The 21,823-nt window shown below is 57.6% G+C and carries 26 protein-coding genes; 6 read left to right on the top strand and 20 right to left on the bottom strand.

The features are described 5' to 3' along the window. The 3 genes from IQ16_RS41885 to ahpD form a co-directional block, all read left to right on the top strand. Positions 1-386 (top strand): transposase (locus IQ16_RS41885; protein ID WP_208751668.1); only part of this gene is annotated, 386 nt, incomplete at its 5' end. 1,028 nt (positions 387-1,414) lie between these two features. After that, positions 1,415-1,969 carry a peroxiredoxin gene (locus tag IQ16_RS41895; protein WP_011084586.1) on the top strand — a complete coding sequence of 185 codons (555 nt, stop codon included), beginning with the start codon at positions 1,415-1,417 and terminating at the stop codon, positions 1,967-1,969. 6 nt (positions 1,970-1,975) lie between these two features. Then, a complete protein-coding gene (gene ahpD, locus IQ16_RS41900) occupies positions 1,976-2,524 on the top strand; it encodes an alkylhydroperoxidase, AhpD family (protein WP_011084585.1) in 549 nt (182 codons plus the stop codon). Between the two features lie 211 nt (positions 2,525-2,735). Here ahpD and IQ16_RS41905 read toward each other — a convergent pair whose 3' ends face one another. From IQ16_RS41905 to IQ16_RS41940, 7 genes are all read right to left on the bottom strand, one after another. After that, positions 2,736-3,032, bottom strand: coding sequence for a ferredoxin family protein (locus tag IQ16_RS41905; protein ID WP_011084584.1), 297 nt, complete (start codon positions 3,030-3,032; stop codon positions 2,736-2,738). 38 nt (positions 3,033-3,070) lie between these two features. Then, entirely contained in the window at positions 3,071-4,378 is a 1,308-nt protein-coding gene (locus IQ16_RS41910; RefSeq protein WP_011084583.1) for an FAD-dependent monooxygenase, read from the bottom strand. An 11-nt stretch (positions 4,379-4,389) separates the two neighbouring features. After that, positions 4,390-5,499: an electron transfer flavoprotein subunit alpha/FixB family protein gene (locus tag IQ16_RS41915; protein WP_014497958.1), complete on the bottom strand. Its 1,110-nt coding sequence runs from the start codon at positions 5,497-5,499 to the stop codon at positions 4,390-4,392. A 950-nt stretch (positions 5,500-6,449) separates the two neighbouring features. After that, positions 6,450-6,791, bottom strand: a complete 342-nt coding sequence (gene nifW, locus IQ16_RS41925) for a nitrogenase stabilizing/protective protein NifW (RefSeq protein ID WP_011084580.1) — start codon at positions 6,789-6,791, stop codon at positions 6,450-6,452. A gap of 653 nt (positions 6,792-7,444) precedes the next feature. Beyond that, entirely contained in the window at positions 7,445-8,263 is an 819-nt protein-coding gene (locus IQ16_RS41930) for a nitrogen fixation protein NifQ (RefSeq protein ID WP_018647473.1), read from the bottom strand. A 103-nt stretch (positions 8,264-8,366) separates the two neighbouring features. After that, positions 8,367-9,251, bottom strand: a complete 885-nt coding sequence (nifH, locus tag IQ16_RS41935; RefSeq protein WP_011084578.1) for a nitrogenase iron protein — start codon at positions 9,249-9,251, stop codon at positions 8,367-8,369. A gap of 181 nt (positions 9,252-9,432) precedes the next feature. Then, the gene (locus IQ16_RS41940; RefSeq protein ID WP_161170736.1) at positions 9,433-9,744 is read right to left on the bottom strand and encodes a hypothetical protein; all 312 of its coding nucleotides are present in this window, start codon (positions 9,742-9,744) and stop codon (positions 9,433-9,435) included. Between the two features lie 74 nt (positions 9,745-9,818). Between IQ16_RS41940 and IQ16_RS41945 the strand changes: the two genes are divergently transcribed. Together IQ16_RS41945 and IQ16_RS41950 are read left to right on the top strand one after the other, a co-directional pair. After that, positions 9,819-10,244 carry an ArsC/Spx/MgsR family protein gene (locus IQ16_RS41945; RefSeq protein ID WP_011084576.1) on the top strand — a complete coding sequence of 142 codons (426 nt, stop codon included), beginning with the start codon at positions 9,819-9,821 and terminating at the stop codon, positions 10,242-10,244. A gap of 209 nt (positions 10,245-10,453) precedes the next feature. Continuing rightward, complete coding sequence (locus tag IQ16_RS41950) at positions 10,454-11,197, top strand: OmpW/AlkL family protein (protein WP_018647470.1); 744 nt, start codon at positions 10,454-10,456, stop codon at positions 11,195-11,197. 405 nt (positions 11,198-11,602) lie between these two features. On the opposite strand, the gene IQ16_RS41955 is transcribed toward IQ16_RS41950, so the two are convergent. The 11 genes from IQ16_RS41955 to IQ16_RS42015 form a co-directional block, all read right to left on the bottom strand. Continuing rightward, positions 11,603-11,950: a (2Fe-2S) ferredoxin domain-containing protein gene (locus IQ16_RS41955; protein WP_011084574.1), complete on the bottom strand. Its 348-nt coding sequence runs from the start codon at positions 11,948-11,950 to the stop codon at positions 11,603-11,605. A gap of 719 nt (positions 11,951-12,669) precedes the next feature. After that, positions 12,670-13,014, bottom strand: coding sequence for a hypothetical protein (locus IQ16_RS41970; RefSeq protein WP_011084572.1), 345 nt, complete (start codon positions 13,012-13,014; stop codon positions 12,670-12,672). A 33-nt stretch (positions 13,015-13,047) separates the two neighbouring features. After that, entirely contained in the window at positions 13,048-13,407 is a 360-nt protein-coding gene (locus IQ16_RS41975) for a DUF3024 domain-containing protein (protein ID WP_018647468.1), read from the bottom strand. Then, positions 13,346-13,663 carry a hypothetical protein gene (locus IQ16_RS45410; protein WP_014497965.1) on the bottom strand — a complete coding sequence of 106 codons (318 nt, stop codon included), beginning with the start codon at positions 13,661-13,663 and terminating at the stop codon, positions 13,346-13,348. Before IQ16_RS45410 ends, IQ16_RS41975 begins: the two co-directional genes overlap by 62 nt. Further along, complete coding sequence (locus IQ16_RS46185) at positions 13,660-13,974, bottom strand: nitrogen fixation protein NifZ (protein ID WP_026312710.1); 315 nt, start codon at positions 13,972-13,974, stop codon at positions 13,660-13,662. Before IQ16_RS46185 ends, IQ16_RS45410 begins: the two co-directional genes overlap by 4 nt. A 250-nt stretch (positions 13,975-14,224) precedes the next feature. Next, positions 14,225-14,449, bottom strand: a complete 225-nt coding sequence (locus IQ16_RS41985; RefSeq protein WP_011084569.1) for a 4Fe-4S binding protein — start codon at positions 14,447-14,449, stop codon at positions 14,225-14,227. A 10-nt stretch (positions 14,450-14,459) separates the two neighbouring features. After that, positions 14,460-15,959 carry a nitrogenase cofactor biosynthesis protein NifB gene (gene nifB, locus IQ16_RS41990; protein WP_011084568.1) on the bottom strand — a complete coding sequence of 500 codons (1,500 nt, stop codon included), beginning with the start codon at positions 15,957-15,959 and terminating at the stop codon, positions 14,460-14,462. Between the two features lie 747 nt (positions 15,960-16,706). Further along, complete coding sequence (nifT, locus tag IQ16_RS42000) at positions 16,707-16,931, bottom strand: putative nitrogen fixation protein NifT (RefSeq protein WP_011084566.1); 225 nt, start codon at positions 16,929-16,931, stop codon at positions 16,707-16,709. Then, entirely contained in the window at positions 16,928-18,109 is a 1,182-nt protein-coding gene (nifS, locus tag IQ16_RS42005) for a cysteine desulfurase NifS (RefSeq protein WP_011084565.1), read from the bottom strand. Before nifS ends, nifT begins: the two co-directional genes overlap by 4 nt. Further along, positions 18,106-18,399: a hypothetical protein gene (locus tag IQ16_RS42010; protein WP_131234256.1), complete on the bottom strand. Its 294-nt coding sequence runs from the start codon at positions 18,397-18,399 to the stop codon at positions 18,106-18,108. Before IQ16_RS42010 ends, nifS begins: the two co-directional genes overlap by 4 nt. Positions 18,400-18,432: 33 nt before the next feature. Then, on the bottom strand, positions 18,433-18,753 hold the full coding sequence (locus IQ16_RS42015; RefSeq protein ID WP_011084564.1) for an iron-sulfur cluster assembly accessory protein: 321 nt from the start codon (positions 18,751-18,753) through the stop codon (positions 18,433-18,435). 259 nt (positions 18,754-19,012) lie between these two features. On the opposite strand from IQ16_RS42015, the gene IQ16_RS42020 reads away from it, so the two are divergent. Then, positions 19,013-19,603 (top strand): hypothetical protein, encoded by a 591-nt coding sequence (locus tag IQ16_RS42020; RefSeq protein WP_014497969.1) that lies wholly within the window; start codon positions 19,013-19,015, stop codon positions 19,601-19,603. Between the two features lie 21 nt (positions 19,604-19,624). Here IQ16_RS42020 and IQ16_RS42025 read toward each other — a convergent pair whose 3' ends face one another. Then, on the bottom strand, positions 19,625-20,008 hold the full coding sequence (locus tag IQ16_RS42025; protein WP_018647465.1) for a Rieske (2Fe-2S) protein: 384 nt from the start codon (positions 20,006-20,008) through the stop codon (positions 19,625-19,627). A gap of 598 nt (positions 20,009-20,606) precedes the next feature. Then, entirely contained in the window at positions 20,607-21,341 is a 735-nt protein-coding gene (locus IQ16_RS42030; RefSeq protein ID WP_145832202.1) for a host specificity protein, read from the bottom strand. Positions 21,342-21,823: the final 482 nt, after the last annotated feature.

The following is a 21,823-nucleotide window of genomic DNA, read 5'->3' on the forward strand; positions in this document are numbered from 1 at the left end:
TGGCGTCCAACCGAGCTTCGGCCGAAGTGGCGATCGATGTCTTTGCCGAGAAATACGGAGCGAAGTACGACAAGGCGGTCGAGTGCCTGACGAAAGATCGCGACGCAATGCTTGCGTTCTACGAATTCCCCGCCGAGCATTGGGACCACTTGCGGACGGCGAATCCCATCGAAAGCGTGTTCGCGACGGTCCGGCACAGAACGGTGCGCACGAAAGGTTCGTTATCGTCAACGACTGCCAAGTTGATGGTGTTCAAGCTGCTCTGCGCCGCATCAAAGACCTGGCGGCGGCTGAAAGGCACAAATCAGTTGCCGAAGGTCATCGCAGGTGTCAGATTCGAAAACGGCATCGAGGTCATCCAAGTGCCGGAAAACCACGCCGCCTGATCGCCTCGTCACCCAAAATCCCGCATAGCTCTTCGCGGAAGTCGCGCGCGCCGTTCCGCTCGGGCTGCCGAGCGGTGGCTTGCAAGGCCTGCCACATCCCCATGAGCACCTTGGACGGCTATGTCTGGACGCGAGAAACACACCAGCAAGATCGCGGCCATCATCGATAGTCTAGATGAGATAGATTCGAATAGCGCTCCGGGCAGTTCTTTACCTGCCAAAGACGATCTTGAGGCTACCTGCCGATTCCGCTTTGGATGTCGCGCAGCGAGGAAGGCATCACCTTACAGGTGCAGCGGCACTCGAGGGGGGCACACACATTATGCTCGCAAGCGAACGTTGCGAGGGGAGAACAGATCTCGATTTCCCAACCGTTCGGCAGCAGAACAATCCGGTCTTGACAAAAACGGTTGCCGAGGCTGCGCCCGCCGTCTCCCGGGCGCTTCGCAGCAGGACCCCATCTCCTTGCGATCAGCAAATTCGCCAAACAACGGGAATGAGCTGACCGGACCTGCGCGCCGAATCGTTACGATAGCCAGGCGTACCGGACTTAACAGACGTTCCGAAAAACATGCCTTGCGGCCGGCGCCGTTCAACCCCAGCTGCGGCTATTGGTCGGAACGATACCGGGCGGCGCACGCCCATCGAAACCCTTCGCCATTTGCGGAAGCCGCCTTAGCTCCCGCGTCCGCTGCTGCGCCGCCTCGATGCCTTGCGAACGCGCCGATTGTGGACCTTGAACGGCACGACGTCGCAGTTACCAGCGGCGAGCGCCAAACTGCCATAGCCCGGCCAGGCCGGCTGTGCAGTGCCTACCGGTCGGGGACGAGATTGCTTCGGTTTAGGTCTGGCTGCCGTCTTCCCGCCAACCGCGTAGCCAGCGCCCGTGTACTTTCGTGCTCAAAGGCGCCTGTATCCAAGCCGCTGGGCTGGTCTTGTTGCGCCAATTCTAGGTCTAAGAATGCGTGGCATATGGTTTGCTCCACCAGTGAGGTCACGATCTACAAAAGCAAGTTTGTGAGGACACCATGCTCGGAATTGGAAGTCAGTTGCCGCCATTCGACATCACAGGCGTGAAGCCCGGTTTTCAAGCGCAGGAAGAGGAAGGGCAGAGTGCGTTTGAGACGCTGACCGAAATGAGCTTTCCGGAGAAATGGAAGATCATCTTCTTTTACCCAAAGGACTTTACCTTCGTCTGCCCGACAGAGATCGCAGAATTTGCTCGGCTTTCCAAGGAATTCGCTGACCGAGATGCGGTTGTACTGGGTGGCTCGACTGACAACGAGTTCTGCAAGCTTGCTTGGCGGCGCTCACATGTCGACCTGCACAATCTACCAATCTGGCAATTTGCCGACACAAAGGGAACGCTCGTCGATGGCCTCGGGGTGCGTTCACCCGAAGGGGTTGCCTATCGTTATACCTTCATTGTTGACCCCCAAAACACGATTCAGCACGTCTATGCGACCAATCTGAGTGTGGGCCGCAGTCCTAAGGACACACTCCGCGTTCTAGACGCGCTGCAAACCGACGAGCTCTGTCCCTGCAACCGCGAAATCGGCGGGGAAACACTGAAGGTTGCGTGACGCAGCATGTCGCCGATCGAACAAATCTACGACAAGATTCCCGATTTCGCGAAGGATGTCAGGATTAACTTGACCTCCTTGATGGCCGATGAGACGCTTTCGCCGCGGCGAAAATACGGGGTGCTGGTAGCGAGTGCAGTTGCCACCCGCAATTCAGCCCTGATTGCCGCGGTGGAATCGGCAGCCTCGGGCGTGATGACATCTGTGGCGATCGCCGCAGCGAAAGCTGCGGCCTCCGTAGTGGTAATGAACAATGTCTACTACCGCTTCGTTCACCTCGCTTCCAACCCAGAATACAAGACGATGCCGCCGCGGCTGCGCATGGACGTGATTGGCAATCCCGGCGTGGACAAGTCCGATTTCGAGCTGTGGTCGCTTGCTGTCTCCTCCATAAACGGCTGCGGTATCTGCATTGATGCCCATGAGAGGACATTGAGAGCCGCGGGCGTCAATTCGGAGACGATCCAGACCGCCGTGCGCTTTGCTGCGATCACACAGTCAGTGGCGATCGCACTCGAGGCCGCTGGGCCTGCCTCCCCTCAGGCAGGAGACTGATCTTTTCTCTGCCATCAGATCGACGGCATCGTGGCGCTACTCAGTGGCGCCACAACGAGCCTTTTGCTGCTTATCTGCATGTCACGTCTTGCGTCGCGTTGCGATGACGGGTGTCTTCTCAAACAACCCGGCGCTATGCAGGTGACAGTGAGCGCGCCACAGATACAGTGAGATTGCGTCGGCTAACGCCGCACCACCCTTCGCTCTGTCATCACCCAAACTTGAACAGAACACCATATCCGCCGCGCGGGTGGCTCCATTCGATGTCGCCGGTCGGCTCGGCGATCACGCGGCAGGTACCGCATTCAATGCAGCCATCAACTGTAACTTCGACCTGGCCGTTGTCGTTGAGCTCGTAGCATCGCGCCGGGCAGGCCTTCAAAAGTGTGAGGAGCTGCGGCGATGGCGTCTTGTGCGCACGTACCCTGACGTGAGGGTGCCCGGCGTCGACAAGATAACGGTTGTAGTACAGCTTGTCTTCGACGCGCACGGAGGGTTCGACATTCATGCTTTTGCCTTCCACTGTTGGACTTCACACTGTCGCGATCACCGCCAGGCCCTGGCAAAACGGTAAGCATCGCCGACCAGACCTGACCATGACCGCGTCTTGACAAAGGATTTGAGGCTCGCCTTCTCCTTCTCAACCTTGGGCGTACCATCGACGCGCACAAAGTTCTGCATCGCCTTGGAGATAAGCTGCGGATAAGTGAGAAAGAAATTTTCGGAGTGGGTATGCATGAGGGGTGGCAAATCCTTGTACTTCTTGAGATCTTTGATGACGAAAGAATCGTCCAACATCTTTTTGTAGATTGAGAGATTTGTTGCACTCATCGGTTCGCCGCGCGATTTGACCAGACCTATCGCTTCGGCCGCGATACGGCCCGATGTCATCGCGAGATTGGAGCCCTCACGATGAACGGCATTGTTGAGTTGGGCGGCATCGCCCACGACGACCCAGCCCTCCCCATAAAGCTGTGGGATCGATTTGTAACCGCCTTCGGGAATGAGATGCGCCGAATATTCCTTTACTTCGGACCCTGCTATCAGTGGCGCCACAGAGGGATGCCTTTTGAATTCATCGAGCAGGCCATACGGCGTTTGGCCCGTGCGTTGGAAGTCGGCGACGAGACAACCGATGCCAAGCGAAATGCACTCTTTGTTGGCGTAGATGAAACCCATCCCGGTCATGCCGCGGGAAATGGTACCGGCAGCCTCTATCACGACGCCTTCATCCCCCTTAAGATTGAAGCGTGCTTCGATGGTTTCACGGGGCAAGAAGTGCATTTCCTTCACCGCGAGCGCAACGTTATCGGGTGCCGGACGGGCGCGCAGGCCCGCACGCGTGCCGAGCAAGCCATTGACCCCTTCGGCCAGAACGACGACGTCAGCATGTATCTCGCCGTCACGGCGATCTGTACGAACACCGACGACCCTGTTACGATCGTCCTGCGCGAGCTCTGTGACGGTGGTCTCGCAAAGCACGATCGCGCCAGCTTCCCGCACCTTTGAAGAAAACCATTTGTCAAACTGGGCGCGTATAATCGTATAGCGGTTCGGCCTCTGCTCGTTGAAGTCCTCCGAACGGTAGTGCATGCCGACATGCGAGCGATCGTCCATCATCCAGAACCGCTGTTCGATCAGGTGGCGTTCGAGTGGCGCCTCCTCTCGAAACTCGGGGATCAGCTTTTCCATCATGTCGGCATAGAGGATGGCCCCCTGCACATTTTTCGATCCGGGATATTCGCCCCGCTCGAGCTGCAGCACCTTCATGCCCTGTTTGGCCATCGTCAATGCCGCCGCGTTGCCGGCCATACCGGCTCCGACCACGATCGCATCGAATCTCTCTTCAATCATCAATATCTCCTCTAGACCGCGATCCTGGCGCGCGAATCTGGCAGAAGCCGCGCGCGAAATGCAGCCGTCAGGGCTGGCAACAATTGCATAGCATCACTGACGATCGCGAGATGGGCGAAGTCGAAGATCGGAGCGTTTTTGTCCGTGTTAACGGCGACGATCAGATCCGCGCCCTCGACGCCGACCCGGTGCTGGATCGCACCGGAAATGCCCGCGGCAATATAGAGCTTCGGCCGGATGGTTTTGCCTGTCTGACCGATTTGCCGGTCAGACGTAACCCAGCCCTTTTGCACGAGAGGACGCGAGCAGCCATATTCAGCCCCAAGCAGAGCTGCGAGCTCGCGTACCAACCGGAAGTTCTCAGGCGATCCCAGTCCAAGGCCGCCCGCAACCACAACATCGGCATAGGCCAGAGTGGAAGTTTCTGCATCGCGGTCGGGTAGGAAGGACAATACTTTCGTGACTATATCGTCTTCTACAAGGCCGAGCGGATGAACGACGATACGAGCGGCATCGCGCATAACGCGTGCAGGCATCGGCATCACTCGCGGGCGGACCGTGGCCATCTGCGGGCGGTAATTCAAGGTATAGATTGTGCAGAGCAACGAGCCGCCAAAAGTTGGCCGCGTCGCCGCAAGTGAACCGTCGGCGTCCACGTCCAGCGTGGTGCAGTCGGCAGTAAGCCCCGTCGATAGATTCGTCGCCACGGAACCTGCGAGATCGCGACCAAGCGTCGTGGCACCCAACAGTAATATCTCGGGCTTGTAGGTGTTGACGAGTTCGGTGAGCGCTTTCGTATAAGATTCGTTGCGGTAATCCGACAACACATTGTCGCTCACGAGATAGGCCAGATCGGCGCCGTAGCAAAAGGCTTCAAGTGCGGCGTTGCGTGTGTGCTGCCCCTCCGGACCGACAACGACAGCGGCAAGATTCACCTTTAGCCTGTCGGCAAGACCACGCCCCGCACCCATGAGCTCCCAGGAAACGGGATGCACTTGGCCCCGCTCCAGCTCGACGAAGACCCAGACGTGCTTGTACGACTTGAAGTGCTCCGGCAGTTCTTTTTTGGCTGCTCCGCGGCCGGCCCCTGCTGGCATCGCCGTTTTGCTGACCTTGCTCATAGTCTAAATTCCTCTGGAGATAGGCGCGCCCGCGCCACGGGTTGCTTTTTCGCTTTCGTTAACCGAAGTTCACTTTTGGCCGGCAAGTGGCTGGCTGCTCTGCCCGCCTGCGCGCTCGGACCAGTCGCACCACAATACGCGTCGTCGCAATTGGCGCACCCATTCGGCCGGCTTTGGAGGGATCTTGCAAACTGAATCCTTGGGTGCCGGGCTCGACGAGCGCCACCGTGGCCGGCCAGGACGAGGTGATCCTGACCGGCCACTTCCATGCCTTAGTTGACTAGTCCGTTCGCGGCGCCTCGCCGGTACCATCGATGGAGGTCCTGGCAAGGCTTCTGTCACGCGACCGTGCCGAGCCTCCAGCGCTGGCACTCCGTGTGGGAGGAGGGCACCACTTTTCGTAGCGCAGTTTCTATCTGCGATGAGATGCAGACACATTTGAGCGGGATCGGGGGCCGATTTGATGCGGACGCTACTGTGCATAGCCGCCGCAAGAGCCGCGCGAAGGGGACACCTATTATTGACTACCATCTCACCGTCACTACGAAACTGCGACCGCGTCAAAGACCGTTGCGAACAGACCTGACGGCATCGTAGGCCTCGATATGATGCCGCAGGGGGGCTCGGCAGGCAATGTAAGCAGCATCATGGGTCCTCCTTCAAACTCACCGCGGGCGCCACCATCTGTCGGCATCGATGATCAGATCAGCAGGACAACAGCAAGTGTCGTACCAGTTGCAAAGACGATTGAAGTCAGTGGGACGTATTGGCTTGCGCCACACATCAAACAGCTGCTGATACCTGGTCACGAATAATCCGGACATGGGTCGGGAATACGACAGCCGTTGGCCGGGCCATGACTAAGAGACTTGCCGCGATAAATAGAAAGCCGCATTAACGGAGCGCCTCGGCGTCCGCCGGACAGACTTCGCTTACAGTGGAACGCTAGGTCACTTCAACTCGCTCAAAGGAACGAAGGCCGCAGCCTTCTTGGAGTCTGAGACGGCATCCTTCAAAACCTTGAACACTCGCTCGTCGATCGGTGACGATGCCACGAAATCTCCATATGCCCGTTCCAGCATCGCCTTGCATCGAGTTCTGATTTCCGGCTCTGCGGCACCAGCAAATTTCTCCTGTGCGAGGTATTGTCCCATGCGCTTCAAAATGTGAAGGCGCGCGACATTCACGATCTTAGGGTCGTACTCGACGCCAAGCAGCGAAAAAAACTCCTCTGCCGATGAGGCCTTGCCGAGTCGATCTAGAATACCGGTTGCTGGGGATGAGCTGATCATCGAATATTCTCCTTCGGTTTAGCTCTGGTGAGCGCCCACATTGAGCGGATCCGAAACAGTAACGACAACGCGCCCGCGGGTTTTGCGGTTGCGCTCAATCTGATGAGAACTCGGTGACGGCGCGGAAAGACTTCTCATGACTGACACCTGAAGTTCGCGGGCCCGGTATATCCTAACACTTGGTTGACCTTTTCCATCGTTAGCTCCTGATGACTACACAGCCCGAAGACGGCATGGATATTGTGGCAAGGGACCACATATTTCATCGACACCCTTGCGTCGACCCTGCGTCGGCGCCTCTTTCCCGGGTCCGTGCGGCACTCCATCATGGTAAGCGGAAGATCTGCTTCGATAATTGCGCGGACGCGATGTTTTTGTTGACCGCGCCCGCCGTTACCGCCGCAGTCTTTGTGATCCTAACGGCCGACCTAGTGCAAGAAGTCACGCTTCTCTTTATGACCTTGTTCAGCAAATGCATCGTGGCAAATGCGACAGCGCTATGAGGCCGAACGCGTTGCCCTTTGGTGCGACAGGTCCGTTGCGGCGCACCAACACGGGTGAACTGTAGCCTAGCACTCGATCTTGCCGCCTTAACCACACGGCCGTCCGCTCGCATCCAAGTTGGTGATCCGCGCCCTCCTCCGACCTGCGGCCTACAAATGCGCTGAAGCCTTTTCGGATAACGATGCGACTGCGGTCTCTCCTGGCGTTTCAGATGCCCGGCCGCTGGACACAGCCGGCCATGCTGCGGCCTGCAACAGCAAATCGCGCCGACGCTCGGCCATCCGGCTCTCACCGCTTTCTTCACCGAAACAGATGTTGAATTCGTTACATTGATTGCACACGGGTGTCGTGCACATCGCAAGGCCTTCGTCCTCGCAAAGCATGCGGTAGAAGAAGCGCTTCCAACGCATATTGTTGACATTGCTCGCGGCGAGCGGCGCGAAATGCCGGCTCATCACGAGCGAGAGTTCGCCACGATCACGCAAGCCGAGAGCTTCCCAAAGATGGTCCGGCTCCATGGCGCGGCGCGCGATCATCGCAGCCAGCCACCGGCCGATATCCCCTTCCGTCGAGCGATGCTTGAGCAACAGATCGCGAAGCATTGCGATCTCCTCATCCTCTTCCCGCTTGAAGGGCGCGGCCTGCTCCGGGGCCCTGATCCCGGTTGGGAGAAAGTGCTGCTCCAGTAAGACCGCCAATTCAACGCCGGACAGGCCAACTTTCTCAGACAGACAGCCACCATCCATCGTGGCAGCCGCCAGGATAGACGCCAGGGCATGGCGATCGAGATTGCTGTCGATGGCGATATCGGCATTTGCAGGATGTTCACCGGTGAGCAGCCGGTAGGTTGAAATTCCCTTGTGCAACTGGCTATTGGCGTCAGCAGCACAGGCAGTCGTGAACGGAAGGACGTGCGGCTCGGACATAACTCTGCGGTTTTTCACAATGCGTGGTTCGTCACGGCGCACTCTGGTTTTCGCGGCCGATCGTCAGTATGCCGCCCCCCCCGGGAAGGGGGTGAGGGAGACCGGCATCTGTCGCTCGCCTTCGCAAGGCGGCGACTCGCGGCCTTTACGAGGCTGCGAGTTCGGCGGCGGTTTTGCCGATGATTGATTCATCCACGGCCTTTATAATGCCATGCTCCATCAGCATGTCCTCGAGCTCATCCATTGAGATCGGGGTCGGGATGATGCCCTTGCCGCCATTATTGTGAACCTTGGCCGCTAGTTTCCGATAGTGATCAGCCTGCTTGGAATCGGGTGCATATTCAAGCACCGTCATGCGACGCAGCTCTGCATGCTGCACCACATTGTCACGCGGCACGAAGTAGATCAGTTGAGTGCCAAGCTTCTTGGCCAACGCTTCCGCCAGTTCCAATTCCTTGTCGGTCTGCCGCTCGTTGCAGATCAGGCCGCCCAACCGCACCCCACCTGAGTTCGCGTATTTCAGGATCCCCTTGGAAATATTGTTTGCGGCATACATTGCCATCATTTCACCAGACATCACGATGTAGATCTCCTGCGCCTTGTTTTCGCGGATTGGCATCGCAAAGCCACCGCAAACAACGTCGCCAAGCACATCGTAAGAAACATAGTCAATGTTCTCGTAGGCTCCGTTCTCTTCAAGAAAATTGATCGAGGTGATGACACCGCGGCCGGCGCAGCCGACACCTGGCTCAGGGCCACCGGACTCAACGCAGCGAATGTCCTGGTAGCCAACCTTCATTACGTCCTCGAGCTCTAGATCCTCCACGCTGCCGGCGCTCGCGGCAAGACTCAAAATCGTGTCTTGAGCCTTGGCGTGCAGAATAAGGCGAGTCGAGTCCGCTTTCGGATCGCACCCTACAATCAGGATCTTCTGACCCATCTCTGCCAGCGCCGCTAGCGTGTTCTGCGAAGTGGTGGACTTGCCGATTCCGCCCTTCCCGTAGAAGGCGATTTGTCTTAGTGAAGCCATGCTGCTCTCCATCAACCGATTTGCCAAACGTTGCGCGCTTCTTTTGCGAGCTTTGCTTCCCTCGCAGAAGCGGGGGCACACGGGTTCAAGGGAAGGAGCGCATCGCTCGCCTTACACGTCGGCGTGCACTCAGCCCTCACTCAGTGTTGCTGCCGCTTATCAGCAACAGCCGTGCCAAGGTCTAACCCGGCACCTTAAGCTTCTGATTACGTTTCCAAAAGCAACCAGCCGGCGCGCGATCGTAGGCTGTTTTGGATCTGACAAGATCTGCCCGGCTGTCAGACAACGAACAAACAATCGCAAACATGAACGCCAACAGCCAAATAGGCTGACTTAGCCGATGCCGCCATTGTGGAACAGAACTTGCTGCCGCTCGCGCAAGCTCAGCCATGTGAGGAGTAAAGATGCCGGACGGAGTCAAAATGAGACGGGCCAGCGGCTTTGCAAATTCGCTGAGGGCGCACCATGCGCTGATATTGACGTTGACTGTCAAGAACTTCGAATGGCTCCCGGGAAGCAGCAGCCCTGTGCTATTCGCCCAGCATAGCACGCCTACATAGGTACGCCGTGGCTACAATCATCTTTTATCAGAAGCCCGGCTGCGCCACGAACGCGCGTCAGATTCAAGCGCTAAAGTCCGCCGGTCATGACGTGGTCGTCCAGGACATCTTGAAGGAGCCATGGCATGCGGACGAATTGCGCAGCTTCTTTCGCAATATGCCCGTCGGCTCCTGGTTCAACCGAGCCGCGCCTCGTGTCAAGTCGGGCGAAGTCAATCTCGATTCTATCGACGCGGCGAGCGCACTCGCATTGATGGTGAGTGATCCACTCCTGATACGACGACCGTTGATCGACTTAGACGGAATACGATGTGCCGGGCTCGATCGCGAGCCCGCGCTGTCGCTGCTTGGCCACCAGACGCAGGAGCATCTCCAGGGATGCCTGCACCAAGCAACTCGCACGCGCTGCCCGAAGATGGGATCAAGCGAATGAGCCTGTTCCGGACGATCACACCAGAAGAATGACGTTCTCGACTTGCGGCTTGCTTGGCGCGAGTATTTCCTTTAGCAAAACGTGTTTCGCAGCTGTGATCCTGATGCAACTGAGCGGCACGATCGCTCCCATATTTGATTGGTATCAAATCTTTCGCCGTTCCTTATGTGTGACAGAGACCTTGCGCGGCTTCTCGCGCGACTTTTGGAATGGAGAATTCGATGAGAGCAAGAACAGTCCTGGCAACTGTATCGGTCTTCGCGCTAGCGACCTCGTTGGCCAGCAACTCGGTACGTGGTGCTGATCTGGGTCCGGCGCCGGTCTACTATAAAGCTCCCCCTATTGAACCCCGCAACCCGTGGATGATCCGCCTGCGCGTGCTTGGCGTTTTGCCGGATACCGCAGGCAGTTCCGTCAACGTTCCAGGGACGCCGTTGCTGTCATCACCCAACTCTGGGCTTTCGATCAGCGATCAAGCTATACCAGAGCTCGACATCACCTATTTCTTCACAGCTAACTTAGCCGCCGAACTCATTCTCGGCGTGACCAGCCATCACGTCAGCGGCAATGGCGCGCTCACAGGGCTCGATATCGGCAAAGCCTGGCTCTTGCCTCCTACACTGACCCTGCAATATCACTTCACCGATTTTGGGCCGCTTAAGCCCTATGTCGGCGCGGGCATCAACTACACTGTATTCTTCAACCAATCGGCAGCCAATACTTCGCTCGCCGGGCTTTCCGTCACGGATCTAAACATCAAAAACCAATTCGGCGCGGCAGTCCAATTCGGTTTCGATTACATGCTCGATCGCCACTGGGGCCTCAACTTTGACGTTAAAAAGCTGTGGCTGCGGCCGGAGTACTCGGCCACCTTAAACAATGCGATTGCCGTTACGGGCCGCGCCCATATTGATCCATGGCTCGTCAGCGGCGGCGTCGCTTACAAGTTCTGACGTTAGAGCAGAGCCAGAGTGGAGAGGCCGTTTGATAAACTCGGATCCCAGCAGGATCATCGAGCTCGTCTCCTACTCTCGCCGGACTGACACGGAAAGCCGGCTGACGCGCCATCGACGCGTCAGCTCGCAAGAGAGGGAACCGCTGGCGTTGCTCGCGCTGCAAGTTACGAATCGCGCAGCACGTGAGTAACATTACACAAACGTCGACTCAGAATATGATCATACGTCTGTTTCGCCACGCTTAAGACCGAAGCCATTTTCCCATTTGCCTGATAAGAAGGCGATACGCCGCTGACAGCCTAATCTTGGCCGCGAAGTGCCCGGTTAATCTCAGACGATCCGCCCCCCAACGTCGAGCCGACCATGCTAGCTAACCCGGCAAGCGGCCGCCAAGCGACGCCTCTAGCTTCGCTTGAGCACTATCACAAGCCGGTCGACACGTTGGCCGTGCTTGAGGTGGGATATGACGATCTCGTCGACATCCTCAGGCGTGGTCGCGCGATACCAGACTCCGTCGGGATAGACAACCAGCAAAGGACCAGAGTTACAAAAGCCAAGGCAGCCCGCAGTCGCGAAGCCAATATCGTCGAGGCCTTGCGCTTCGATCGCCTTGCCCATTCGATCCCACAGAGCTTGCGCGCCGGAGGCGCCACAACTGCCGTGGGGATGGTTTGGCGGACGCTGCGTGTTGCACGCAAAGACATGGTGCCTATAGAGTTGAGGGAGATGAAATTCTTTTTCTGAGTTCACGCGCCTATCCTCTGATAGTGAATTTCAGCTGTCGGGATGAGATGTGAGCGCATAGCCGCCCGCAATGTCCAACGATGACCGTCCATTGGCGCATGGACACCTGCTGACACCAACTCCCGCTTGCGAAGGCAGTCGGAATGGTCGGGCGCCTTACTCGCTGTCGTCGCTGAGATGAGCGATAGGCACCTTCACGTCCGAAGGTCGCCTGCTGATCAATGACAACCTCTTCTCCCGGCATCGAGACCTCTCATTCATGCAACAATCCCCCCGATCAACTTTCTCGAAGAGCAAGTTGCACACCAAATGCGTCATAGCGCGCCTCACAATTGAGGGAAGTTGCGGCAATGCCGACGTTCTCGCCGCTATCAGCGATTGAATGCCCATGGCCTCGCTCAGAACAATAATGTCGGCCGGAGAGACGGCGTCGCCCTCGATCTGTTCACTCATCAAATCGCGGTTACCGGTTCGCTCAACCCGGCCCCGCCGTTTCCTGCTTTAAGGTATCGACAGCAGTTCGGCTCAACCGGAATACCCCGCGGCCACGAGCGAGCGGCTGATAAGCCGAGCTGGCACGGGTGTTGAGGACATCGAACCACCCGTTCGGAGTGAGCTTCCCTGGACGCTGGCCGATTTGTATCACCCGCCCATTCGGGGCGAAGCGGACGTGGATGATGATTTGTTGCAAGCTCATACCGATTCCTTATTTTGGCCGCTTACGATCACGAGCTGACACCCGACAAGCTCGACTGTAATGTGGTCGATTTCGAATATCTTAGCGGGACTCCTTCACGTGATTGCAGATGCGCGTCGTAGCACTGCTCGACCATGCGACACCACTCCAAGACATCATCGGTAGGCTTGCACAGCACTGCGCCGTATTCGGCCGGCTCATTGCTCACGGCCCAACATTCCTTTGGCCAATGCGATCCCGGTCGCCCGCGTTGAGTGTCGAACTCACGCATCACGCCCCGCCCGCGGCGCAGCTGGACAAAGGGACCCATGCCGTCGCTATCGGCAGCAAGCAGCCGTTCGATCTCGATCAATTCCTCGGTCGTGATCGCCATCGTCGTTCTTCTATCCTCGGGGACGGTGGTCCTTCATTGCCAGAACAGGCGCTCAGGATCCGCATTCAATTCGTCGATTGCAGGGATCAAGCGATGATAGAGGCTGTAAAATTCCCAGACTCCCCCCGCATGATTTTTGCGAAACAGCTTCCAGATCCCGGTCACGCCATCATAAAGGATCAGCGCGACATCGACGAGCGCGCCATCCTTGTCGATATTGCGCGAGCAGCAGGGACTCTCGATGCAGTAGCCGCCCCACACGGGCGTCACGTTTGGCGAGACGTAGAGATAGCGCTTCCGCGCGCTCAAGCCGCGTTCGATCCGTTTGCGATCAAGCTCGTTGGGATGACGCGCCAACCCCGGTTTTACTTTCCTCATCAGTGCGGAATTCATGATGAAAGCCTCCCTTCAATGCCTTTTGATGTTCTCTTGAACTCCAGCAGATGAGCAGCTCCTCACCAAAATCAACGATAAAGATAGGCTCATGCGCTTTGTTGTTGAGAGTATCGATGACGGTCTGGCGGCTCGGCCTGGCGGCGAGCGAAGCTCCGTCCGTCTCCGTATCGACCGATGAGCGGTGCTTGATCAGGTCGGCTGTCGGTTTACCCCGCTGGCCCCACCAATATTTTGGAAAACCTCGCTGAGTCATGACTCCTCCGGTAGTGGCAAATCATCGACCTCCTCGCCTGCATCCACTGGCTCAAGTTCCTTGCGTTTCATGCCAACGCGGTGGCCGCTTTCCAAAAACTCCACGCCGTAGATGTAGAATTGCTGCAAGAACGTGCCGATCGAGACGACGTAGCCCACCTCCCCCTTCTTGACCAAGACGTCTCCGATCTCCTTGCCGGGATAGGTGCCATCATTCCGGATGACGCGATTGGCGCGAAGCTTTTGGCCAAAGCTGAAGGCGGGTGGGTCGCTTAGCTCGACGGCGTCGCTATCCCGGAGAATTCTGTTCATATTTCGCTCCTCATGCACCGACGGCGCGGGGGCACGCCGAGGGGACACTCTGCTCCGCATCACGAGGCGCCCTCGAGCGCCGAAATGTCGCCAGGCTGTGCTGCCCGCCAGCAACAGCCCCATCGCAGGAATCCAGAGCGGCCACCGTCCGTAAGAGCAGACGCCGGCGCCTGCGGAGCCGCCAGTTCGCAGCGCGACGTTTGGGACGTGTTCAGCACCAGCGATTGCATTGCCGGTCAGGCTCCACACTTCAGACGGGCGCCTGGTAGCGAGGCAAGGCCCTGTCAACCACGCAGGTGTTGTCGACCGGACAGGCAGCGGCACATTGCGGTTCGTCAAAATGCCCCACGCATTCGCTGCATTTCGCCGCTTCAATGACAAAGTTTCCCCCCTTCTCCGAAATAGCAACGTTCGGGCATAAAGGCTCGCAAGCTGAGCAGCTCGTGCACTGCGAGGCGATGATTTTGAATGGCACATATTCCTCCTTACGCCGCAGAGATCCGATCTCCAGGCCAACGCGGGGGCACGCCGCGCTGCACATGCTGGATCTCCCCGCGCTTTACTTTGCCGACATAGGCCCTGAACCAAGCGATCGTCGACTTCTCAATGTACTCATAGGCGAATTGATCGACCGGCTCGATCCCAGCCTTGATCAGGCCGCTCTTGGGGCAGCCGCCGATCTTAGCCACGAAGACCGCGTGGCAGTCACGGATGTCGCGCATGATCACGGATAGCCTATCTTCCTCGCCATAGCCGGCCTGGCAGTAACCCTCCACACGACGTAGCCCGACGAACTTGGCGCCGGATGTGGAGAGCTCGTACAGTTGGAATTCCTTTGCATGTCCAAAGTGCTCGTTGATCAATCCCGAGCCCTTAGTTGCGACGGCTACTAGAACAGTGATCGCGCTCATCTCTCCGGAGACTCCCGCCAACTCCTTTTGACCGGCCGCGACTTTGGAGACGCGCTCATTCTCTACCCTTTTTTGATAAGCCTTGCGCATCTCTAGGTCATAATGGACGTCCATTTTCATCACCTGATCATTGGTGAACTCCGCGCTGCGATCCTCGCCGAGTAGACCGACCGCATCAGCGCGGCACTGCCGGCAATGCCGCATCATGTTTATCTTCCCTTCGCAAGCATCTTGCAGCGTCTTCAATTCTTGAGCCGTCGGACCGCGCTGACCGTTGAGGCCAAATGCTGTTCCGTGCTCGGGTACGGAGATCAGCGGCATGATATTGTGAAGGAAGGCACCGCGCGACGTGACCGCCTTGTTGACCTCGACCAGGTGGTCATCATTGATATTGGGGATCATCACCGAGTTGATCTTGCACAAAATGCCCCGTTCGCTAAGCATCTCGAGCCCTTGAAGCTGGCGATTGGTGAGTATCCTTGCCGCCTCGATGCCGGTGTATCGCTTGTGGTTGAAGAAGATCCATGGATAAATCTTGGCTCCGATTTCAGGATCGACCATGTTGATGGTGATGGTGACGTGGTCAACTTTGGCCCTCACGATGGTATCGACATAGTCTGGCAGCGCTAGTCCGTTGGTTGACAGACACAGCTTGATGTCAGGAGCAGCCTCGGTGACCAACGCGAGCGTTTTGAACGTCTTTGCTGGATTGGCCAGGGCATCGCCGGGACCAGCGATGCCAAGTACCGTCATCTGCGGAATGGTCGTCGCGACCGCGATCACTTTTCTCACTGCCTGCTCAGGGGTGAGCTTCTCGCTCACCACACCCGGACGCGATTCATTGGCGCAGTCGTATTTTCGGTTGCAGTAGTTGCACTGGATATTGCAGGCAGGTGCGACCGCGACATGCATGCGAGCGTAATGATGGTGCGCATCCTCGCTGTAACAGGGATGGTTTTTCACCCTTTCCCAGATTTCGACCGGCAGATCGCCTCGGCCGGCCTGCGAGCCGCAGCTCGCCCGCCCGGTCTTCGCCGAAGCGCGGCAGCCCTTATGCTCGGTTATGGACTGCATGATCTTCCCGCTATTGACCGCTGCTTTGATATATTTTCCGCGCTCCACGACCGAGATCACTCCCCTGCAAGCATCGACGCCCACAGATCATCCTAGAGCGCGCTTCAGGAAGATTAGCAACTTGCATGCCGTGGCGAGGATGATGCGAATGCAACCACAGTACACCGAGTAGGCGCAGCGATAGCGTTGGCACTTGCAAGACAGCAATGATGAGCTTGTTGGCAAAGCGACAGATGCGTCGCCATTCTCACTCGGGGCTCCATCTCGTGTGCTTTTCACTCTCGCGGGGCTCGCCCCGATCCAGCTCATCTGAACGGGCTTTCGCGCGCTGCCGCTCTCAATTGGCCCGATCCGAACTGGGGAAGCCGGACATCATAAGGCCAATACTAGGGCAACACGCGTCCGAATATGACAGGCAGCAATGAGGGCCAAAGATGATGGTGCAATCGCCTTGTCCCGACTGGCTGAGTAAACCCCGCCTCATCAATGCCGTCGCGGCGGGCCGACGTTTGCTGATCTTGATATGCTGCGCCGCAGCCAGTCGACCCCCAAAGCCCCGAGACAGCGCCGACTTACCGGCGAATAAGCCGACCGATGCATCTGGTGTGCTCAGCACATCGCATTTTCAATTCCCTGATGCCAGGACGAGAGAGACGACAATGATCTCGGTCCCCAGGGCGGGCGCCAAGGTCCGCGAGAGTAACCTTTGCATCCGCCGCATCGACAGCGCTCATCTCCGTGAGCGCTTCATGGATCGTCGCCGCTCTCATCCCGCTTCTTCGCGTCGATTGTGATCGGTAACCGTGTGTCGCTCGCCATCTCGGGCAAATCGAGCACCCAACCGTTAGCGACTTTGATCCAGCCGCCCCATAGGGTCTCGTACTCGGAGGCCACGATTGACTCTTCGATATCCTTTTTTGGCACGTAGATTGACAAGCCCGTGTCCGGAGAGCGGCGGATCATGATTTTCACGAGGTCTGCTCCCTGACCGTGGCGCGGGAGCTGGCGCGCATGCGAGTCACGATATCTGACACAGCGCACACGGCCTCATCGACTTCGGCGAGGGAGGTTTCGCGCGAAAGAGAAAAGCGCACGGCGCCGTGCATCCGCCACGCAGGCACCTGCATGGCACGCAGAACATGCGATGGCTGCATTGAGCCCGACCTGCAGGCTGACCCGAGCGATACGGCGATGCCCGCCCGGTTAAGACGGTGGGCAATCGCTTCACCTTCGAGATGGTCGAAGGCAATATTAGTCGTATTCGCCAAACGATTGCGAATGTCGCCAAGCACAACGCACTCGCCATTGCGCAAAATTCCCTGCTCAAGGCGGTCACGTAACGCGCCAATGCGGATGCGCTCGGGTTCAAGCCGCTCCGCCGCAAGTTCGGCAGCTTTTCCTAGTCCGACGATTCCGGGAATATTCTCGGTCCCAGCGCGCCGCCCTCGTTCCTGTGATCCGCCGCAGATCAGCGGCTGGAATTTTGTCCCTTTACGCAAATATAACGCACCTACCCCCTTCGGGCCGTGCAGTTTGTGCGCGGATAGTGAAAGCATGTCGATCGTGCTGTCCTTTAGGTTTAAGCGTACTTTACCAATGGCCTGCACCGCATCTGTGTGAAATAGCGCTCCCGCCTCACGGGTCCACCCGGCCAGACACTTCACGGGAAATATCGTTCCGGTCTCGTTATTGGCCCACATAACCGAGGCAATCGCTGTGCGTGGCCCAAGCGCGCAGCGAAACGCCTCGATGTCGAGCCGGCCGCAAGCATCTACGGCAATAATGCGCGTCTTGACTCCCCTTGCCGCCAATTGCTCCGTTAGCGCAAGTACGGCGGAGTGCTCAACCGAAGTGGTGACAACCTCGTCTCGACCTTCCTGGGTTGCAAGTGCCGAGAGGATTGCGGCATTATTGGCTTCGGTCCCTCCCGAGGTGAAGACGATTTCGTGATCGTATGCACTACCTAGCAGGCCGCTCAAGCTTCTCCGTGCCTGCCTCACCGCAATTGCGGCCTCGTTGCCAAAGGCATGCGCGGACGAGGCATTGCCGAATTGCTCAGTGAAGAAAGGCAACATGGTTTGCACGACGGATGGATCAGTTCGCGTCGTTGCATTGTTATCGAGGTAAATCGGCGCTCGATTCTCGCTCACTGCACCACCCCGCCTGCAGCAACAACGAGGACCAGGCGATCCAAACCTCCGATCTTACCTACCAGGTGCCCCTGAATCCCTTCTAGACTCACGCTCGGAAGCTTGTACGGCTTGCCAGCATTGTCGAGCCGCGCCAAGAGCATGCTGCTATCGTGCCGATCAGCTAACAGGCGCCAGCTTCGGCTTGGCGATTGGGTCCGATCTCTTCGTTCGCGCAGCGAACGGGACCCTCTCGCATCGTGGGGATCGACGAGTTCTTCAGTCGGTCTGGTTCGGCCGGTGTGGTTCATTGCCCTTTCCTTATCGCCTGATCAATGTTTCCATCAGCCGAATGATTTTCCACAGGAGCAGTTGGTGGCCGCGTTCGGGTTATGAAAGGTAAAGCCAGAGCTCTCCGGTGCCAGCACGAAATCGATGGTTGTGCCGGCCAGATGCTCTCGGCTCTTGCTATCGACAAACACCTTGAGCCCATCGCAGTCGATCACGGTGTCGTCAGGCTTTGGCTCATCGGCGATGCCCATCTTGTATTTGAATCCATTGCAGCCGCCTGCTTCGATCATGACGCGCAGACCACCCGCCCGCCGCTCCGAAGATGAAATCGCGCTCTTGATTGCATTGACTGCGCTATCGGTCAGGTTGATCACGTCTTTGCCTCGTCAGCTTAGGCCCAGCTAAGAGCAAGTCACGTGCCAGCGCGCAGACGCCTGATGATGCTCATTTCCGCGCCCCTTGGCTGGCAACGGATGTCGGGTTCCTGACAAGGCACGTAAGGCGGTGCCAGCCACCGGCGCGTTTTCTTTCCGAGCTTCACTGAACGCCGCCACGCAGGCGACGGCAGGCAATTTGCATCGCATCTGGCTCCGACAACGCGTCGGTGAAGAGCATAGATCAAGGACAGATTTAATGACCGCTATCGAGAACACTGCACTCGGCAGACTTGAGAAGGAGAGCCGCCTTCTCAACGCCGTATTCAAAGGCGCGACCACCAAGCCGGGTCGGTTCGGCTTTCGCGGCGACGTCGCACTAAAGTTCCAGACTCAGGTCGCGGACGAGAAACGACCGCCAGACTATTCCATTGAGCAGGTTCTGACGATCGCCCAAAACGGAGAACGCACTATCCCCGTGCTGGCCGGCTACCTACATTCCTTCGCGTATCTTGTTGACGTCGCGACCGTCCTCGACGGTGCCTTGAGCCCAATCGGCAGCTATTTCATTTTCTGCAACAACATCGATTTGCTGGCGAAGTATCGAGTTAAGCTCGGCGATATTAACTTCCACGTCTTACCCTGCGATGAATCCACGGTTTGGAAGGAGATGATGGACTTGGTCGGGCTGAACAAGGACGACATCAAGAAGCTCGATCCGGCCGGCAAGCTTGATTACCTCCTCGATGCCACAAGGGATCTCGATCTATCCTATGAGGAAATCTCGTATGACGACGGACTAAAGAGGATGGAGGCTGTGAAAAACCGCAACGAGAACCGCCCGGTCTGAGGGCGGTCTTCAGTTGTTGGCTCATGCATCGTCCTCCGCGAGATGCACACCGACGGCGCAGATGTCGCCATCCACAACTACCAACGCGATCGGCGTAAGCGCTCTACCTTGACATGGACCTTCGACGCACCGCCCGGTGCCGAGTTCGAAGGTCGAACCGTGCTTGCCGCACATCAGCCGGATACCGTTTGGATCGAGGAATTCGTTCTGCTCCCAGTCCAAATTGACGCTGTGGTGCGGGCATTTATTGACATAGCCAAGCACCTTCTTGCCCCATCGCACCACAATGACGGGCCACGGCCGGTGATTGCCGTCATCTTCGAGGACCATAAGATGAAATCCGATGGCCTGGCGGCTCGGAATGTCGTTAAAGCTGCAAATCGCATAGACGAGAGTTGGCTGCATAGGTTGCTCTTGCAAGACTTAATTGTCGCTGTGCAATTGCCCCTGCAATAACCGTACGAGCGCCGAAACGAATCGTGTCTGGTCATCCGACGCGCAAACTTGGCTATTTCAGCAGATCTCGTTGCACAGCGGCGTATATTTCAGACAAAGGAACATTGAGCCTTCTCGTTCCCTCCGTGCTAGCTGCAGAACTGCTGCTCCGCGCTCCGGGCTTGCCGGACGGCCAAACGCGGCGGATGTCGCTGCTGCTCGTTAATGGCCACGCCGCATAGCGGGGCCACGGTGCCCTCCGATGGCGTATGTCTCACGGCGTCGCGGCCTTCGCAGAAGAGCCATGTGCTCGCTTCCAGCCGGCGCAGGGCGCGCGCAGCGAGCGCGCGCCCCCTTTGAACTAAGACTGTTGCGCCCGCGCTTTGAACGGTCAAACGCCCATCACTTCAGGTTCGGTGTTGCTATTGCAGCCACCTTACTCCATGCGCGTTCGGCAACATGCACTTCAAGCAAGGTGACGGCTCATCGTGCAACAATTCGCTTTCGAAACTGAGTGTCGATATCACTGCTCTCAGCTTTCGAAAAATGGCTCAGGGTCGCCGTTGCGTTACTCCATGCTTAGCCCCGTGAAGACGCGCTCCAAATAGACTGACGGATCATCTTCGTCAGAATAGTCCGCCTGGACCGTCGATTCAGCGGCGGCATCATCATCCTCCACCTTACTAAGGTACTTCGTAGGCTTGCCTACTCGCTGCCACTGGTCGTTCTCATTCTTCGTCCACACCTCGGGATGCTGGTGAGGATCAAGCACCCAGTGATTTCGACCCACATGAACAAAACCCATTTCTGCTAGGCGGGGTTCCATGCCGGGCAAGCCTGGTTTTGACAAGATCAAGGGATCATCACCATCCTCTCTCAGCTGGTGCTCAAGCAAAATATCGCCCGCGTTCTCAACCAGGGGATGAGTGACCCGAAGGTCCACCACGGACGTGAGATCGTTGCGCCCAAACTTTTCCCGGAAGGTCTCCCCCTTGATCCGAACCGGACCTCCTGCTCTCAACAGGCCAACTGTTTCGTCACCCAATTGATAGCTGAAGAAGCGCACGGGCCCGGCTGGATCATAGTGAGTGGCGCTATAGCTGCCAGCAACCGTTGCTGCCCGCTCAGCTTTCTTTGATACGAAGTCTGAGTACTCTTGCGGATTAATGGCGATGTTCATGATGTCGCGGCCCAAAAATCTCCGCAGCCCTCGATCGAAGGAACGCTGGTCGATCTCAACAATGGGCGGACCGGAATTCAGATAGTACGCCCTTGTTTCAGATGACGACCCGCCTGGCTCCATACCTGCAAGTGTTTCCGCATGCGGGGGCTATCTCCCGGTTCATCAACTTGATTAGCGCTTGTGGATTGGCTGGATGAGCCAACGACTCTGCCATACATCAGATCGCTCTCCTATCGGCAACATTGCACGCGATTGAGCTCATGCCGCGCAAGCTCGCGTTCATAATATACAACCTAACTGACCACAACCTGACCTAAGCATCTGCCGGCGCTCGGAGGCTGCGGCTGCGCAATCCGCAAGCGAGTCACGCACCCGCTGGCCAGCAATCGCAGGCTGATGGCGTGCGATATTGTCCGCGCTTGATCATCAAAAATGTGACGTTCAACGGCGCAGATCTGCAGCACCGCCCTTTACTTTCGGTCGTCGCTGCCATTGACCAATGCAGCCGTCTATCGAGGATCGGCGGCGTGCGCGCAGAATTGCTGCCCGGTGCTTTTGTCGCGGCGTCCGCGACTCGCACGTGCTATTGCACTGTCATCCAA

This window comes from Bradyrhizobium huanghuaihaiense, assembly GCF_007830635.1.
Classification (GTDB): Bacteria; Pseudomonadota; Alphaproteobacteria; order Rhizobiales; family Xanthobacteraceae; genus Bradyrhizobium; species Bradyrhizobium huanghuaihaiense.

Bases quoted from the DNA above. Each gene is read 5' to 3' on its own strand.
- IQ16_RS45410 (WP_014497965.1), bottom strand. From the start codon at position 13,663: ATGACTCAGCGAGGTTTTCCAAAATATTGGTGGGGCCAGCGGGGTAAA.
- nifW (WP_011084580.1), bottom strand. From the start codon at position 6,791: ATGATCAGCTCATCCCCAGCAACCGGTATTCTAGATCGACTCGGCAAG.
- nifH (WP_011084578.1), bottom strand. From the start codon at position 9,251: ATGGCTTCACTAAGACAAATCGCCTTCTACGGGAAGGGCGGAATCGGC.
- IQ16_RS41915 (WP_014497958.1), bottom strand. From the start codon at position 5,499: ATGAGCAAGGTCAGCAAAACGGCGATGCCAGCAGGGGCCGGCCGCGGA.
- IQ16_RS46185 (WP_026312710.1), bottom strand. From the start codon at position 13,974: ATGAACAGAATTCTCCGGGATAGCGACGCCGTCGAGCTAAGCGACCCA.
- IQ16_RS42020 (WP_014497969.1), top strand. From the start codon at position 19,013: ATGACCGCTATCGAGAACACTGCACTCGGCAGACTTGAGAAGGAGAGC.
- ahpD (WP_011084585.1), top strand. From the start codon at position 1,976: ATGTCGCCGATCGAACAAATCTACGACAAGATTCCCGATTTCGCGAAG.
- IQ16_RS41950 (WP_018647470.1), top strand. From the start codon at position 10,454: ATGGAGAATTCGATGAGAGCAAGAACAGTCCTGGCAACTGTATCGGTC.
- IQ16_RS42030 (WP_145832202.1), bottom strand. From the start codon at position 21,341: ATGGAGCCAGGCGGGTCGTCATCTGAAACAAGGGCGTACTATCTGAAT.
- IQ16_RS41905 (WP_011084584.1), bottom strand. From the start codon at position 3,032: ATGAATGTCGAACCCTCCGTGCGCGTCGAAGACAAGCTGTACTACAAC.
- IQ16_RS41895 (WP_011084586.1), top strand. From the start codon at position 1,415: ATGCTCGGAATTGGAAGTCAGTTGCCGCCATTCGACATCACAGGCGTG.
- IQ16_RS41975 (WP_018647468.1), bottom strand. From the start codon at position 13,407: ATGAATTCCGCACTGATGAGGAAAGTAAAACCGGGGTTGGCGCGTCAT.
- IQ16_RS42025 (WP_018647465.1), bottom strand. From the start codon at position 20,008: ATGCAGCCAACTCTCGTCTATGCGATTTGCAGCTTTAACGACATTCCG.
- IQ16_RS42010 (WP_131234256.1), bottom strand. From the start codon at position 18,399: ATGAACCACACCGGCCGAACCAGACCGACTGAAGAACTCGTCGATCCC.
- IQ16_RS41910 (WP_011084583.1), bottom strand. From the start codon at position 4,378: ATGATTGAAGAGAGATTCGATGCGATCGTGGTCGGAGCCGGTATGGCC.
- IQ16_RS41970 (WP_011084572.1), bottom strand. From the start codon at position 13,014: ATGGCGATCACGACCGAGGAATTGATCGAGATCGAACGGCTGCTTGCT.
- nifB (WP_011084568.1), bottom strand. From the start codon at position 15,959: ATGCAGTCCATAACCGAGCATAAGGGCTGCCGCGCTTCGGCGAAGACC.